The sequence below is a fragment of the Apolloniradiicaulis salifontis genome, from assembly GCF_053756655.1.
In genome coordinates this window covers 158,496-174,313 of sequence record NZ_CM132387.1, presented here as the reverse complement: position 1 = coordinate 174,313, position 15,818 = coordinate 158,496, and the positions used below count along the sequence as shown (strand labels likewise).

Below are 15,818 nucleotides of genomic sequence, written 5' to 3'. Positions count from 1 at the left end.
TTGCAAGCGCTAAGGCGCGCTCGCCGCCCAATGCTCCAGAAGTTCGTCCCGCGTGCGCAGGCCCATGGCCGGCAAAGCGTGATTGACCACGTAGGTCGCGCCCGAATGGGTGTTGTCCCACATGGCCTGGTGGGCGTCGGGCAGGCCCTCCCAGGCGGTCACGGTGGGCTCGGTCACGTCCAGAAGCCCGGCCGCCACCATGGTGTTCATCACCGTCACCTCGTGGGCGTTGCACAAATGCGTGCCCAGAATGGACGCCGTGGGCATCAGGATGCGCCGCTGACGCGTCCAGACCTGCGGCGCGTAGAACGTATAGCGCTTGCCGGACATCTCCTCGGCGTAAACCACGCGCCCGCCGAACGGCCGCACCAGCGAGGAGGAGACGCCCAGCGTGTCCACCGCTGCGCGCTCGATTACGAGATCCGGCGCGCCGCGCGGATTGCCCGCCGAACGCAAAAGCTTGCCCACCGCCGACCCGAAGGGTTTCAGGGTCTTCTGCTGGTAGTCGCGCACGCCGCGCTTGAACGCTTCGGTATCGGTCTTGGAATCCGGCAGGCGCGGCATGGTTTCGGGCCATTCGAACAATTCGCCGTCGCGGCGCTTGAGCGCCTCCAGGCTCACCACACCCTCCACCGCGTCTTCCAGGCCCAGCGATTGCAGGAACTCACGCTGGGAGTCGGTATAGGCCACCACCGCGATGCGCGCCTTGAACAGGCGCGCCGCCTCGATCATCTCAAGCCCGCGCTGATCGGCGAGCTCATCGGATCCGGCGCCGTAATAGAGCAGGACCGATTCCCCGCCACGCAGGCCCGCCCGGGCCAGCATCTCGTCCGGGGCGGCCACGCCGGGCTTGCCCATGAAGCTGAAATGATAGCCCGAAGATGCGCCGTAGAAGGCCAGCGCCCCACCTTCGGCCAGGAGCTGGAAGCTGCGCGGAAAGGCGCGCTCGCCGGCGTGGCTAACCACGAAGTCAGCAAGCTTCCCGCCATTCATTTCGCGGTATCGCTTCAGGATCGGCTCACCGGCGGCCTCCCAGGCTTTCGCCGCGTCGGGATCATCGGGCACGGGAGTGAAGGCGTCGGCGATCTCAGGATCAGTGCGGTTGATCGCGCCGATAGCGCCTTGTTTGGTGATGAAGTCTGCGCGCTCCTCGCTCGACACCATACCGGTGGCCGCAAGCCCGGTGCGGATGCTGCTTTTCAGCGCATCAAGACCGGTGCCCGTGGCCGAGCCCTCCACGAAGATCGTCTTGCCCGGCGCGATCTGCAGCGTGGTGAACAGGCAGCGCGTGATCGTGCCCAGATTGAGCGTGTAGGCGCCCGCCTGCTCCAGCGTCAGATCGGCGGGAGGCTTGTGAAGCTGCGGCGCCTGGACGTTCAGAAACTGGGCGTGGCTCCCTGTCCTGGTCTCATAGCCCTGAATGGCGAAGCCGGCGTACATGGGATCATCGCCGGCCGCGGGCGACAGAAGCTCGCTGGTGCCTGAATAGACATTGACGAGATCGCCCACTTTCAGGCGGCCCTCGGCCTTGGCCTCGGCGCCCAGCGCGGCGATCAGCGCCAGTCCGCCGGAGCCGGTGACCTGCACGTCCTCGTCATGGGAGTCGAACGGCGAAACCGGAATCCCGGTGAGCGCCCAGTTGTCGTTGAAATTCACCTCCGAGGTCAGCATGTAGACCAGCGCCTCGTTGGGCTCGGGCCGGCGCACCGGCACGATCAGCTCGCGCTCATGGGTGGCGGGCGGACCAAAGCGCGGGGCGCCGGTATCGGGGTCGCGGGCGACGCCGAAGGCGAGCTGGTGCTCGGGGATCGGCGTGACGCCAGGATAGAACGGCGCGCCCACCGCCAGCATTTCGCCGGCCTCGATCAAGGCCTTCTTGCGCGGCTCGTGCTCGGCGTCGATCCAGACGCCGTCGCGGCGCACGGGCAGCGGCGGGGCCTGCTTGTCCATGAACAGGCGAATGCCGGTCTTGCCGCCTTCAGGATCAATGATCGCTTCGGCGAAAACCTCCGCCTCGCGCTTGAGGCCCACCGACATGCCCGAGCGCCAGCCGGTGGTGATGGCGTCCAGCGCCCTCGCCCCGGCCTTGTCGCGGCCGGCCCAGTCCAGCTGTTTGAGAATGCGCCCGACAAACGGGTCTTCAAGCGCTGCGTTCAGATCCGCCTCGCCGGGACCCTCCCAGCGCGCCGACGCGGCGCGGCGTTCGGTGAAGGCGCGGCCCAGCGTGCTGTCTTCGCCGGCCCGCACGAACTCACGCACGGCGGCATGGGCGAGCGACAGAACGTCTTCGGCGCCGTCGGCGAGCTGATCAACAGCGCCCAGAGACAGCGCCGCCTCGGCGTCGACAGCCCGGCCGCCCAGGATCATTTCCAGCGCGCGGGTCAGCCCGTGCTCCGGGTCGCGGTCGGCGAGCAGGCGGGGCAGGCGCTGCGTGCCGCCATAGCCCGGCAGAAGGCGCAGATTGATCTCCGGCTGGCCGAACCGGGCGGTCGGTTCGGCGATGCGGTAATGGCAGGCCAGCGCGAACTCCATGCCGCCTCCCAGCGCCAGGCCCTGGATCGCCGCGATGCAGGGCTTGGTCATCCGCTCGATCCTTGAAAAGGCGAGCTGGGCGTTGGCCGGCAGGGCCATGGCCTCGGAGACCGAATTCACCTCTTCGAGCATCTGGCGGATATCGGCGCCGGCCACGAACGAGCTCGAGCCCGACCCGGTGAACACCACGGCGGCCACATCATCCTTGCGCGACAGGTGCTCGACGATGGTCGCCAGCTCGTCGATGGCGCGCTCGTTCAGCGCGTTCACCGGCGGATTGTTGACGATGACGGTGGCGACCCGCTTGCCCTTGGCGGCGGTGTTGTATTGGACCAGGAAGTAGCGATAGCGCTCGAACAGCTTCTGGTCTTCGGAGAATTTCTGGCGGGTGCGCCACTCGTCCACCACGCGGCGCAGCGCATCCAGGCTTTCAGGATTGCGCAGCGTCGTCACGTCGCCGACATCGCCGCCTTCCACGATGGCCCGCACCATGCGGCGCATGTATTTGCCGCTGCGAGTTTCGGGAAACTCCGGCACTTCGAGAAAATCAGACGGCGCGGCGACCGCGCCCTTCTCGGTGCGCACCAGATCGGTGAGCCGTCGCTTGTCCTCAAGGGTGAGCTTCATGCCCGGCGCCGGGGTGACGAAGGCCACCGGCGTGACGCCCTTTTCACGGTGGGGCGCGCCGATCACCAGCACATTGCCCACCGGAGAATTGGGATCCAGCGCCTTGTCGCGCAGGATCGCGCCCTCGATCTCCTCGGTCCCGATGCGGTGGCCGGAGACGTTGATCACATCATCCGAGCGCCCGTGCAGCGAAAACGAGCCGTCGTCATGGGCGATGGCGAAATCGCCTTGCGTATAGGCCCAGGCGCCGTTCCAGCGCCGCCAGTAGGCGTCGGCGTAGCGCTCGGCATCGCCCGCCCAGCCGGTCTTCACGTGCGCACCGGCGCCTGAGGTCTCCACGGCGAAGTTGGCCGTGTCGCCCCAGATCGTGCGCGCCAGATAGGGATAGGGCAGGGCGATGACGATCTCGCCCTTTTCGCCGCGCTCGGCCCGGCGCCATGGCGCCCCGCCGGCCTCCGTTCGGTTCAGCACCGCCGCCCCGCCCGCTGACCGGCCGGCCTCTGCGTCCTCCACCCACACATCTCCCAGGATCCAGGGCAGCGGATAGGTGTGCGCGTCGGCGCGCAGCTCGAAGTCTTTGTTGCCGTAAAAATGCGTCCAGACGATCCCGCCATGCTCGGTCGCCCAGTACGAGTTGATGTACCAGGGGGTGAGATGCTCCATGGCGAAGGCCTGGACAGGCGGCGAGACCGGCTCTGCGCAGAACGTGGCCGCGCGTAGCGAAGACAGGTCGTATTGCTGCAGATCGCTGAGGTTTTCAGGATCGGACATGATCGATTTCAGGAAGGTCACGCCCGCCTTGAAGATATCGACCTTGTAGCGCTCGATGATCGAGGCGAAGCGCCCGGCGTGAGGGAAGACCGGAGAGCCTTCTGCGATCACCGAGGTCACCCGCGTCAAAAGCGCCGCGGCGATGAGATAGGACTGACCGGTGATCCAGCCGGGATCGGCCACCACATACATCACGTCGCCGGGACGAGCGTCGAAGGAGACCGCCATGGTTGCGGCGAGCCCGGCGCAATAGCCGCCATGGACGTGCACCACGCCCTTGGGCTTACCGGTGGAGCCCGACGTGTAGATGATGAAGTTCGGGTACTCCGCGTCCACCGGCAATGGCGGACAGGCGGACCAGATCGCGCGCACGAACTCGTCGTCGGGCAGCGCCATCAGCGCGTCTTCGTCGGCGACGTCGAAACCCGCCTTCCGCGCGGCGTCCAGCAGGCCCTGACCGGCGGCGTCGGTCAGCTCATGGCTCCAGCGATCGCGCGAGGCGGTCCAGTTCAACTCCGCCTGTCCGGTATGGCGCACCACGATCACGGTGTCGGCCCGCGGCGGAGAATCCACCAGGGCGGCGGCCGCGGCGATGCGCAGGCGCGCCGCCTGCTCGGCGCTGATCGAGCCGGTCTGGCCCATTTCGGTGAGCGCCCGGCCCACCCCGCGCATGACGTCGGAGCGCTCCACGGTGACTTCGCCGGCCAGCGTCTCGTCCACGGCGCGCCGGATATGGGCCGCATCCGCGTCGGTGACGCCCAGCGCCGGATCGTCCAGCGTGGCGTTCAGGATGGTGCGGGCCACGGACACGGCGATGAAATTGTCCAGCGCCGGATCGGTATAGCTGGGCTTGAACGCCACAAGCTGGGCGTTGCGATAGCTGCCGTCGGCGGTGACCACGACGCGCGCGCCGGCGTCGGCGATGCGGTCCGACAGCGTCTTGTCGCTGAAGCCGCCGAACACCGGCGTGTAGAGGATCCCCATCCGCTTGGCCGCTTCGGTCCAGAAGATCTGCTCGGGGATGTTGGGCATGTTCAGCGCGATGCGGTCGCCGGCCTTCAGGCCCAGCGCTTTAAGCGCTAAGGCGCATTTCGCGCTCTCCAACAGCAGGCGCTTGCGCGACACCTCGTAGGCGTCCACCGGACCGCCGCGCCCGTCATTGTCGGACATGTTCCAGCGATCGCCTTCAAAGATCAGCGCCGCCTCGTCGCCATGGCCGGCCAGCACGTGGCGGTCCACCTCGTTAAAGGCGGCGTTGGTGAGCCCGCCTTCAAACCAGCGAAAATTGGGCGGATCATCGCCGTTGAAAGCGCGGCCCCAGGGCTCGAAGCTTTCCGGCAGGTCCAGATCAACCGCCGCGCCCGTGCGCGCGTCCCAGCCTGTCCAGCCGTTTTTCGCTGCATCGAAATACGCCCAGACGCCGGCATCGCCCTGGTCGGGCAGAAGCCAGCACAGATTTCGCTTGGCCAGATCGCCATGAAAGCGGCCGGGATCGTCAAGGCAGGCCTCACGCATGGCGCGCCAGGCGTCGGCGTTGACGATCGCGTTGCGCTCAGGCCCACTCGGACTCGTGACTGGATTACTCAGAACGCCTCTCCCCTTGACGACACCGACGCGCCATAAAAACAGCCGGCCGCGTTCGTTGATGCAGACGCGATCCGGCTTGAAAAAGCGCCGATAACAAAACGTTAGCCGAGGAAAAGCGGCGCGTCCATGGACAGCAAAGGCGGCGCCTTAATTTTTTCTAGTCTATTGGCTTTACAGTTGTTTTGGTCGCCTTGCGCGCGCTGAACCGATCAATACCTGACCGCAAAGTCCCGCGCGCACGCGGTTTCGCCCCCGCCCGCCTTGACGCGAGCGGCGGGGGTTTGCGGGTCTCGGACGAAAATCCGGGCCGGCGGCGCGCCGTCGTTCAGCAAGCCTCTATCGGCGCCGGGGACGGCGTCCGGGCAGGCGGCGATCGCGGCGGGACTCGCCGGCGTCGGGGCCAAGGCCCACGCCAGTTCCCGCGCGCGTCTCCCCGGTGGAGCCGCCAAGATCAAAGCCGGGGCGATCCACCGCGTCCGCCTCGGGCGCGGTGGCGGGCAGCACGGTGCGGGCCGGGGGAGTCCCGGTCGCCTCGAGGGTCTCGGAAGTCTCTGGGGCCTTGGGAGTCTGATCGGTCATGATCGGGGTCCTGCCTGACAAGGTGAAGGGAAGCGGGGCTCGGCGCGCGGTCAGTGCTCGCCGGTACGGATGGTGTCGCCGCCCTTGGCGTGACTGAGCTTGCCCAGCGTCGTCTCCAGGGCGCGCTGCAGCTTCTTGGCGGCCTCGGTATAGGCGCCCTTCAGCGTTTCGGCCTCGGCGCTGACCGCTTCGGGCTGGCGCCCCTCCAGCCGCGCTTCAATGAGGCAGCGCTTGTCGTGCCCGCCCCCCTTGTCGGCGTTCTCGTCGCTAAGATGGACTTCAACGCGGGTGATGTGCTGGCTATAGCGGTCCAGCCGGTTATGGACCTCGTCGGAAACTTTGGTGGAGAGATCCTCCCCGCCGTCAATATTCTCGTCGGTGTTCACCTGGATTTGCATGAGCGGCTCCCTTTATCGACCCGCCGCCCAATGCGGAGAGCCCGAAGAGGGAGACAGCCGATCAATGTGTGACGCCGGCGGCCATGACAGGAGGGGAGGCCGGCCGGCGATGACTTGAACCGCGGCAGGCGTCGGCTCCAGACTCATGGACCGGTGCCAGTGCAAAGCCTGAACCCGGCGTTGGTTCCTGCGGACGCCCGCCGCTCAGGTCGGGCGGGAGAGTGAGCTTTGAACAGACTGGGGTGGGCGCCCGGCGCCGGGCGCAACGGGTTCAGCGCGGAGATCTCAAGGGGACATCGGCGTTTTGGAAAACCGCTGGCGGAGAGGGAGTCCGTCAAACCGGCATTTCTCCATTTCTCCTCGCGTCCAAAAAAGCTAAGCAATTAAAGGGATTTCCGGCTTTTCTGTCTCGACACGTCCCAGCGCATTCCCCATAATCGCAGTTCTTTGTTGGGGCAGTTATTAGGGCAGATGTTGGGGCAGACGCCCCGCGCGAGGCGGAAACGATGGCCGGAAGCCGGATGCTGAACAAGATGAGCGCGCGCACTGTCGCCGCGCTTATGCGCGAGGACGCCAAGCCTGGGCGCCATGGCGACGGGGGCGGGCTTTATCTCAGCGTCGGACCCGGTGGCGCGCGGCGCTGGGTGTTCCTGTTCCGCTGGCGCGGCAAGCTGAAGGAAATGGGTCTCGGCTCGGCGCGCGCGGTTTCGCTCGCCAAGGCGCGTGAGGGGGCCGCAGACGCGCGCGGCAAGGTCGCGGAGGGCGTGAACCCCATCGCGGCGAAACGCGCCTCCACGGCCATTCCTGAGTTCGGAGCGTTCGCGGCGGACGTGGTCGAAAGCCTCGCCCCGCAATGGCGCAACCCCAAACACCGCGAGCAATGGAAAGCGACGCTGGAGAACGATGCGGCGGCGCTGGCGCATATCAGCGTGGACCGGATCGAAACCGAGGACGTGCTGGGCGTGCTCAAACCCATCTGGAGCGATAAGCCGGAAACCGCCTCGCGGCTTCGCGGGCGGATCGAACGCGTTCTCGACGCGGCGAAGGCCAAGGGATACCGCGACGGCGAGAACCCGGCGCGCTGGAAAGGCCATCTGGCGAATCTGCTACCGGCGCGCCAGAAGCTAACGCGTGGTCATCACCCGGCCATGCCTTATGCCGACATGCCGGAGTTTCTGGACGCCTTAAAAAAGCGCGAGGGCGTATCGGCGCGCGCGCTGGAGTTCCTGATACTCACGGCGGCGCGGTCCGGCGAGGTGCGCGGCGCCCGCTGGGCTGAAATGGATCTTGAAAAACACGTCTGGACCGTTCCCGCCGAGCGGATGAAGGCGGGCAAGGTTCACCGCGTTCCGCTCACGGCCGAAGCCGTCGCCATTCTGGAGGCCATCAAGCCGCTGACAGGCGGCGAGGCGGAGGCGCTGGTGTTTCCTGGAACCAAGGGCAAGGCGCTGTCTGACATGTCACTTGCGGCCGTTCTGCGCCGGATGAAGATACCGGCGAGCACGGCCAGCGTTCATGGTTTCCGCTCCAGCTTCCGCGACTGGGCGGGCGAGGCGAGCACGTTCCCGCGCGAGCTTGCCGAAGCTGCGCTGGCGCACGCGGTTGGCGATGCGGTGGAGCGCGCATACCGACGCGGCGATGCGCTGGAGAAACGGCGGCGGATGATGGAGGCTTGGGCGCGAACGCTGAATCCTCGGCCGGCGAAAGTAGTGCAGATTTTCCATGGATAAGCGACTTCACTTCATACGCGGTCTCGTAGCGGCCAACCGACGCCGAGTAGAGGCAACAGGTGAAGTCGCAAGTTCGATGGACGAGGCTGTGGAATGGCTCGACCAAGAAAATCCGCTTGCATGGCTGGAGGCGGTTCTAATTGCTGCCGAGGCTCGTAGCGAAATTCCTGACTGGGCGGCAGAAATGGCGACCGCCTTTGCATTCGATGCTCTCAATAGTGGTTTTCTCGGCGCCAAAGGTCGATCTAATAATGTTTTGAAGGCTGATATAGCTGCAAACACCGCCATCGTCAGGCATGATGCGGTCAAAACAATAATTTATGGAAATACCAATAAAGACGAGGGATTTGGATTAAAGGGAAGCGCCTTCCGATTATATCGCTACCTCCAAATTAACGAAGCGAGCATGAATGAATTTGAGAGGGTCTTAGAGCGTGATCCGCTCAAGGTGGTTTCTCATGCTTTTCCTATCGCAGAGAGACTGCTTGCTGGCACCCCCGCCCAGGGCTCAATACGCGCCATAGAGGAAAGCTATCGATCTGTTGAAATCGATTTCAACGCTGTTGCAGCTAAGCTCCTCCCTCATAGAGCTGCGGCATATATGTTCGCTCTCGAACGAGCACGCCAAAAAGACTGATTTAATCGGGTTGTTCAGCTGCGTTTCATGCATTCTATAGAAGTCCTCCTGAAGCCGCTGAGACGTTCAGCGGCGGAGAGTGGAGGGCACTATGCCAGACACCGCCCAGCGCGCCGCGTACTCGGTTCTCGACGCGGCCAATTATCTCGGCGTCTCGCGCTCGCAGATTTATCGCCTGCTTGCTGACGGCTCGCTTGATAGCTTGAGAATCGGTTCGCGGCGCCTGATCCGGCGCGATGCGATGGACGCGCTTTTGGAGCGGTCCGCCGTGACCAATCAGCCCTGAAATCTTGAAGCCCCAGCGCTGTTTGCCGCAGCGCCAGGGCGTGTTCCGAACAAACGTTGCATGGAGGTCCAGAACGATGGCGACCCTACGCCAGCGCGCCCGTGCGCGCAATCATCACGACTTGCCACTATTCCGCTTCGCGGCGCGGCGAGACGCTACCCGCCGCATGTCCTATGCCGAGCGCTTCGTACGCTCTCGCATGCCGTTCCGCCCGGACGCGACCGTGAGGCTCTACGCCGCACTTGCGGGCCTAAAAGGGGAGGACTAGCCGATGAGCAAGACCATTTTCGCGACCTTTCCGCGCGAGCGCGAGCGCGGGCGCCCCGGCGTCCTGTTGACCGGCCGCGACGCCTGGGCGCTAGAGAAGCTGGCGCAGGCCGGGCCGAAGGGCGTTACGCCCATCACAACGCCTGGCCCGCGCTGGTCCGCCTATGTGTTCAATCTGCGCCGCCTCGGTTTCAATATCGAGACGCGGAACGAACGCCACGGGCCGCCCTTTGCGGGCACGCATGCACGCTATGTCTTGCACGAAGTCGTTTCCATCCGGGCGCTCGCGCCTTCCAGCGAGGGAGGCGGCGACTAGGCGACAAGGGGGCGGGCCATGCGCTCGCCCCCAGCGCCTGCCGTATCCTGACAGATGACAATTTCACAAAGCGGCTGGCCAAGCCGCGAGCCTCCGCACGCCCGGATTTATGCGAGCTGGTATCGCCTTCCGGCGTGGCGGAGCCTTTGCAGCCGGGGGCGGGATTTGGTCTGCCACGTCCTCGCCGCGTACCGCCCGGACAAGCTGAACGCCTTTCAGCTATCAGACGCGGACGCTGCGGCCATTCTGGGCTGTTCGCAGAACACCGCACGCGCCGTGGTGAAGGACTGTCTGGAGCGTGGCTGGTTTGTCCTGGAGCGGCGCGGCGCGTTCACCGGGCCGAAGGGCGCGCGGGGGCGGGTGGTCTCGCTCGCCCGCTATCCAACCGAGATAAGAAAGGCGGAGCCCCAGCGATACGAACAATGGCGCCCAAAGAAAAATTCAACGGCGCAGAATTTGCGGTTTACCGTCTCGCCCTATCCCGGAGAACGGCGCAAAAATTGAGCCGTACGGGGCGCAAATTCTGCGGAGCGCAGCGCGCGGCGGAATCCGCGCATGCGAGGCTGAAAAGATTAGGCGGGGCAGGGTTGGACACGCTGGAGCGCAAGAGAGGATGCGCGGCGATTCAACCCGCCTATAGTTAGGCGCGTGCCAAGCGCAGCGCGGCGCAAGTAATGCAGTGGGCGTCAATCTATGTCGAGGTGTTCCGGCGCAATCTCGTTCCAGACATCATCAACCGCCAACGTCATCGCCTGCTCTTGCGCACTCAAGGCCGCAAACTGCTGCGGTGCAAAAAACATTACACGCATTTCGGCTTCAGGCTTGCTCACAGTGGAAGTGGTGGGACCGGTGATGTTGCCGCGGGTGTTACAGGTGCTTCCAAAGCAATTGGTGGTTCCAGAATAATTGTAACCGCCAGTCGTAATTGTTTCTGACCGATATCCGCTCTCGTCAGTGAGTAGGGCGAAGTGACTGAAGCCTTGCTCCCTACCAATTTCAGCGGCCCGCAGGAAGATAAAATCTTCAATTTGGCCGAGGCGCGAGAAAGCGTTGCCGCTAGCGCGGATCTGGTAGACTTGCTGGCCAACTTGTCGGTGCTCTACGCCCCCGGCATACCCCATCTCGCCGTATGTTGTGCAGGAGGCCGCAAATAGTGCGGCACCGATAGCCAACCAGCGCATTAACCTACCCCCACTCTCTGTTCCTGAAAACTGGAGGAACGATTACATCTAGCAGGCGATTAAGCAACCCGCCGCAAGCGAAGCACGCCGCAAGCCGGTGGCCTAGCGGACCGCGAGAGCTTTATTGGTCCACAGCGCCGTACCGGTCACCCTGAAAGTGAGGTGCCTTGTGATAACCTGGTAACAACAGACGATGGAGAAAGGCTCTCCAACCTGAAAGAGCCGCAAGCTCGACCTTTCGTCTGCAATACTCACTGTAGAGCCGTTCTCGGCATTCTTCACAGAGCACTTCCTGATAGTCGTTTGCCAACTCCGCCTCCCTATCTCACACGGGGACAATAGCACACACCAGCGCGAGGGGCGGCGCGGCGTGGAGCCCTTGCGTAGCGCAGCGACGCGACGCCCCGGGCTGAATAGGCGTAGAGCATTAAATTCCCGCATCCCCAATTCAGGATATGGGCGGCGTGCGAATCTCTAGACGCTGGAAAGCAGAGACCGGCGCGCGGGTCCGCGCTTCATAAACGCCCTGATTTTTGATCCGGCCCGTGAGCGAGTTTCGGGAACACTACGCGCACGCGCGCGAGACGCTGTTAGGGCATTTGTTGGGGCTGGACTATAGGCTATACCCCTAGCACCTTGTCTTAAATAGCGCTTTTAGAAAGCGCTGGCGGAGAGGGAGGGATTCGAACCCTCGGAACGCTTGCACGCTCAACGGTTTTCGAGACCGCCCCGTTCGACCACTCCGGCACCTCTCCGAGCGGAAGCGCGGTGTTTGGCCCATCGCCGCGGTGAAATCAAGAGGCTGCGGCGCCCGTTTTCATCCAGGCCAGGGCGCCGGGCGCATTGACTCTGCGCGCCTCGTACGACTATATCGCGCGCTCTCGCCTGCGCCTGGATTGTTCCGGGCGGGGCGTTGACGTGTTCACAACGCCGGATCGTATGAGAACCGGCGAAGAAAAAGGGCTCCGGCCGGGTGGTCTTCTTTTAGAGGGCGCGCTCGCGAAACGGATCCGAAATGAAAAGGACAAGGCCATGTACGCGGTCATCAAAACCGGCGGCAAACAATATCGTGTCGCTTCCGGCGACGTTTTGCGGATCGAGAAACTCGACGCCGAAGCCGGGGATGTCGTCAGCTTTGACGAAGTCCTCATGGTCGGCGGCGAAGGCGACACCACCGTGGGCGCGCCCCTGGTGAGCGGCGCGGCGGTGACCGCCAACGTGCTCGACACCCGCAAAGACAAGAAGATCAAGGTCTTCAAGAAGCGCCGCCGTCAGAATTATCGCCGCAACAAGGGCCACCGCCAGTGGATTTCCGTGATCTCCATCGAAGAGATCCTGAAGCCCGGCGAGAAGTCCAAGCTGTCGGGCAAAGCCAAGACCGCGAAAACCGCCGAAGCCCCCGCTGAAGCTCCCAAGGCCGATGCGAAGGCCGAAAAGCCCGCCGCGAAGAAAGCCGCCGCCAAGCCGGCCGCCGCCAAGGCCGCCAAGTCTTCCGCGGCCGACGATCTGACCCAGCTGACCGGTGCGGGCCCCGCCTTCGCCGCCAAGCTGCACGACGCCGGCGTGACGAGCTTTGCTCAGATCGCCGCCTGGAACGAAGCCGAGATCGAGCGCCTCGACGGCGAGATCCCCGGTGTGAAGGCCAAAGCCGAAAATGGCGACTGGGTCGCTGAAGCCAAGAAACTCGCCGGCGAGTAAGGCCGCGCGCACCGAATCTGAAGGGAGAGCACCATGGCTCACAAAAAAGCAGGCGGTTCGTCGCGCAACGGCCGCGACAGTGCAGGCCGGCGCCTCGGCGTCAAGAAATCCGGCGGTCAGCACGTGATCCCGGGCAACATCATCATCCGCCAGCGCGGCACGAAGTATTATCCCGGCGACAATGTGGGCATGGGCAAGGATCACACCCTGTTCGCGCTCACCGAGGGCCGCGTCGCGTTTCGCAAGAGGAAAGACGACAAGACCTTCGTGTCCATCGCCCCGCTCGCCGAGGCTGCTGAATAGGGCGATCGCACGATAATGGTCGCCTCACCCTTCAAGGGGGCGATCCGGTCCGATCACGGACAGTCGAAGGGGAGACGGGTCGCCGTCTCCCCTTTTTCATGCCCCTTCCCGCCTGACAGGAGGCCGGGATGAACACGTTGAAGACTGAAACGCCCGCTCCCACGACGCCGCCCGACATCATTCAGACCGAACGCCTGACCCTGCGCCCGCTCGCGCTGGACGATGCGGGCTGGGTGAGCCGGGAAAGCGGGCGCTATGAGGTGGCCTCCAAGCTCGCTTTCGTGCCAAGCCCGAACCCGGCGCTGGCCGCTGAAATGTTCATCCTCACCGCGCGCGCCAATGAAGCCAATCGCGGCGATCTCTTCCGCGCCGTGATCGACAAGGCGACCGGAGAGGGCGCCGGCCTGGTCTCCGCCACAGTTCGCGGCGACGGGCGGCGCGAGCTCGGCTACTGGTACGCGCCATCCTTCTGGGGCAAGGGCTACGCCACCGAGGCCGGGCGCGCCCTTCTGAATGTGGCGATCGCCATGGGTGCGCAGAGCTTCCACGCCGGCTATTTCGCCCACAATCCCGCCTCGGCGCGCGTCCTGGAGAAGCTGGGCTTCTCCCATGACGGCGACGAGACCCCGCAATTTTGCACCGCCGCCATGAAGAGCCTGCCTCACAAGGGCATGGGGCTCGAAATCACGCCCTGAAGGGTCTAAAGCTCCTCCATGAAATTTCTTGATCAAGCCAAAGTCTTCATCAAATCCGGCCACGGCGGAGCGGGCAGCGTCTCGTTCCGGCGTGAAGCCTATGTGGAGTTCGGCGGGCCGGACGGCGGCGACGGCGGCAAGGGCGGCGATGTCTGGGCCGAGGCGGTGGACGGGCTGAACACCCTCATCGACTACCGCTATCAGCAGCACTTCAAGGCCGAGCGCGGCCTGCACGGGGCCGGGCGCAACCGCACCGGGCGCGATGGCGAACCCACCGTGCTGAAGGTGCCGGTGGGCACCCAGATCCTGGACGATGATCAGGAGACCGTGCTCGCCGACCTCACCGAGATCGGCCAGCGCGTTCTGTTGGCGGGCGGCGGGCGCGGCGGCAAGGGCAACGCCCACTTCAAGACCAGCCGCAATCAGGCGCCGCGCATCTCCCAGCCGGGCGAGGACGGCGAGGAGCGCTGGCTGTGGCTGCGGCTGAAGCTGATCGCCGACGCCGGGCTCATCGGTCTGCCCAATGCGGGCAAATCCACCTTCCTGGCGGCGGCCAGCCGCGCGCACCCGAAGATCGCAAGCTATCCCTTCACCACCCTGCATCCCAATCTGGGCGTGGTGGAGATGGGTGATTCAAACCGCTTCATCCTGGCCGACATTCCCGGCCTCATCGAAGGCGCCCATGAGGGCGCCGGCGTGGGTGACCGGTTCCTGGGCCATATCGAGCGCTGCGCCCTTCTGGTGCACCTTATCGACTCCACCGGCGAGGATCCGCTGGACGCCTACCGCATCGTGCGCGGAGAGCTGGACGCCTATGGCGCCGGGCTGGAGGACAAGACCGAGATCATCGCGCTGAACAAGACCGATGCAGCCGATCCCGAAACCGTCGAGGCGCTGGCCGCCGAGCTCGCCAAGCGCACCGGCTGCAAGATCTATCGCGTGTCCGGCGTCAGCGGCGACGGCGTGAAGCCGCTTCTGGGGCTGATCTGGGACGCCGTCGACGGACGGCGCAAGGCCGAAGCCGCCGCCCGCGACGCCGCCGAGGCGCAGGCGCGCGGCGAAACCAGCTGGACGCCGTGACTACGGCCGCTGCGGCGCTGACGCGCGCGCGGCGCGTCGTCGTCAAGCTGGGTTCGGCCCAGCTCATGGATGCGCGCACCGGCGCGCGCACCGACCGGTTCGACGCCCTGGCCGCCGACCTGGCCGGCCTCAGATCGGCTGGCCGCGACATCGTGCTGGTGAGCTCCGGCGCCGTGGCGCTGGGAAGGCCGCGCCTGGGGTTTTCAGCCAGCGAAAGCCTGTCGCTGGAGCAAAAACAAGCCTGCGCCGCCGCCGGACAGGCCAGGCTGATCCAGATGTGGGACGCGGCGCTGGCCCCCCATGGCCTGCCCGCGGCGCAGGCGCTGCTCAGCCCCGCCGACACCGAGCACAGGCCGCGCTGGCTGAACGCGCGCGCCACGCTGGAGACTTTGATTTCGCGCGGCGCGGTCCCGGTGATCAATGAGAATGACACAGTGGCGACCGAGGAATTGCGCTTTGGCGATAATGACCGCCTCGCCGCGCGCACCGCGCAGCTTGTAGGCGCCGACCTTCTGGTGCTGCTGTCCGATGTGGACGGTCTGTATACTGACGACCCGAAAAAGGCCGGCGCGGCCCATATACCCGACATTCCCGAAATCACGCGCCAGATCGAGGCCATGGCCGGTCCGGCCCGGGCCGACGGCGCGGGCACTGGCGGCATGGCCAGCAAGATCGCTGCGGCCAGGATCGCCGTGGGGTCAGGCTGCGCCATGATCATCGCGCGCGGCGATATGGATCACCCCCTGGCCGCCATCGCGGCGGGCGCGCCCGCAAGCCTGTTTCACGCCAGCGTGAGCCCGGAAAGCGCGCGGCGCGCCTTCATCACCGGATCGCTGGCCGCGTCAGGCCGGCTGATCCTGGACGCCGGCGCCCATGCGGCGGTGTTAACCGGAAAGAGCCTTCTGCCCGCAGGCGTCACCGCGGTGGAGGGACGGTTTCGCCGGGGCGAGGCGGTGGTTTTGGCGGGGCCGGACGGGCGCGTCTTCGCAGCCGGAATCGCCGGTTATGACGACCATGAGGCGCGCGCCATCGCCGGGCGCCACACAACGGAGATCGAGGCCGCGCTCGGCTATCGCCGCGGCGCCGCGCTGGTGCACGCCGGCGACGTCGTGCTCGACTGACCGCCCGACA

The 15,818-nt window shown here is 65.4% G+C and carries 14 protein-coding genes and 1 tRNA gene; 10 read left to right on the top strand and 5 right to left on the bottom strand.

Features of this window, described 5'->3' with window-relative positions:
* Window positions 1-9: 9 nt before the first annotated feature.
* The 3 genes from ACWCOP_RS00860 to ACWCOP_RS00850 form a co-directional block, all read right to left on the bottom strand.
* Window positions 10-5,445 carry an AMP-binding protein gene (locus ACWCOP_RS00860; protein ID WP_478249328.1) on the bottom strand — a complete coding sequence of 1,812 codons (5,436 nt, stop codon included), beginning with the start codon at window positions 5,443-5,445 and terminating at the stop codon, window positions 10-12.
* Window positions 5,446-5,853: 408 nt separating this feature from the next.
* On the bottom strand, window positions 5,854-6,096 hold the full coding sequence (locus ACWCOP_RS00855) for a hypothetical protein (RefSeq protein ID WP_478249327.1): 243 nt from the start codon (window positions 6,094-6,096) through the stop codon (window positions 5,854-5,856).
* Between the two features lie 50 nt (window positions 6,097-6,146).
* The gene (locus ACWCOP_RS00850; RefSeq protein WP_478249326.1) at window positions 6,147-6,494 is read right to left on the bottom strand and encodes an HPF/RaiA family ribosome-associated protein; all 348 of its coding nucleotides are present in this window, start codon (window positions 6,492-6,494) and stop codon (window positions 6,147-6,149) included.
* A 506-nt stretch (window positions 6,495-7,000) separates the two neighbouring features.
* Between ACWCOP_RS00850 and ACWCOP_RS00845 the strand changes: the two genes are divergently transcribed.
* From ACWCOP_RS00845 to ACWCOP_RS00825, 5 genes are all read left to right on the top strand, one after another.
* Complete coding sequence (locus tag ACWCOP_RS00845; RefSeq protein WP_478249325.1) at window positions 7,001-8,224, top strand: tyrosine-type recombinase/integrase; 1,224 nt, start codon at window positions 7,001-7,003, stop codon at window positions 8,222-8,224.
* Window positions 8,217-8,861 (top strand): hypothetical protein, encoded by a 645-nt coding sequence (locus tag ACWCOP_RS00840; protein WP_478249324.1) that lies wholly within the window; start codon window positions 8,217-8,219, stop codon window positions 8,859-8,861. The genes ACWCOP_RS00845 and ACWCOP_RS00840 overlap by 8 nt, the downstream gene beginning before the upstream one ends.
* Window positions 8,862-8,952: 91 nt before the next feature.
* Window positions 8,953-9,147 carry a helix-turn-helix domain-containing protein gene (locus ACWCOP_RS00835; RefSeq protein WP_478249323.1) on the top strand — a complete coding sequence of 65 codons (195 nt, stop codon included), beginning with the start codon at window positions 8,953-8,955 and terminating at the stop codon, window positions 9,145-9,147.
* Between the two features lie 76 nt (window positions 9,148-9,223).
* Window positions 9,224-9,415, top strand: coding sequence for a hypothetical protein (locus ACWCOP_RS00830; RefSeq protein WP_478249322.1), 192 nt, complete (start codon window positions 9,224-9,226; stop codon window positions 9,413-9,415).
* A gap of 3 nt (window positions 9,416-9,418) precedes the next feature.
* A complete protein-coding gene (locus ACWCOP_RS00825; protein ID WP_478249321.1) occupies window positions 9,419-9,730 on the top strand; it encodes a winged helix domain-containing protein in 312 nt (103 codons plus the stop codon).
* Window positions 9,731-10,416: 686 nt separating this feature from the next.
* Here ACWCOP_RS00825 and ACWCOP_RS00820 read toward each other — a convergent pair.
* The gene (locus ACWCOP_RS00820; protein ID WP_478249320.1) at window positions 10,417-10,911 is read right to left on the bottom strand and encodes a CC0125/CC1285 family lipoprotein; all 495 of its coding nucleotides are present in this window, start codon (window positions 10,909-10,911) and stop codon (window positions 10,417-10,419) included.
* Window positions 10,912-11,576: 665 nt separating this feature from the next.
* Window positions 11,577-11,666, bottom strand: a tRNA-Ser gene (locus ACWCOP_RS00815).
* 277 nt (window positions 11,667-11,943) lie between these two features.
* On the opposite strand from ACWCOP_RS00815, the gene ACWCOP_RS00810 reads away from it, so the two are divergent.
* From ACWCOP_RS00810 to proB, 5 genes are all read left to right on the top strand, one after another.
* Window positions 11,944-12,609, top strand: coding sequence for a 50S ribosomal protein L21 (locus ACWCOP_RS00810; protein WP_478249319.1), 666 nt, complete (start codon window positions 11,944-11,946; stop codon window positions 12,607-12,609).
* Window positions 12,610-12,642: 33 nt separating this feature from the next.
* Window positions 12,643-12,912, top strand: a complete 270-nt coding sequence (gene rpmA, locus ACWCOP_RS00805; RefSeq protein ID WP_478249318.1) for a 50S ribosomal protein L27 — start codon at window positions 12,643-12,645, stop codon at window positions 12,910-12,912.
* Between the two features lie 128 nt (window positions 12,913-13,040).
* Window positions 13,041-13,607 (top strand): GNAT family N-acetyltransferase, encoded by a 567-nt coding sequence (locus ACWCOP_RS00800; protein ID WP_478249317.1) that lies wholly within the window; start codon window positions 13,041-13,043, stop codon window positions 13,605-13,607.
* A gap of 18 nt (window positions 13,608-13,625) precedes the next feature.
* Window positions 13,626-14,687: a GTPase ObgE gene (gene obgE / locus ACWCOP_RS00795; RefSeq protein ID WP_478249316.1), complete on the top strand. Its 1,062-nt coding sequence runs from the start codon at window positions 13,626-13,628 to the stop codon at window positions 14,685-14,687.
* The gene (gene proB / locus ACWCOP_RS00790) at window positions 14,684-15,808 is read left to right on the top strand and encodes a glutamate 5-kinase (protein WP_478249315.1); all 1,125 of its coding nucleotides are present in this window, start codon (window positions 14,684-14,686) and stop codon (window positions 15,806-15,808) included. Before obgE ends, proB begins: the two co-directional genes overlap by 4 nt.
* Window positions 15,809-15,818 lie beyond the last annotated feature (10 nt).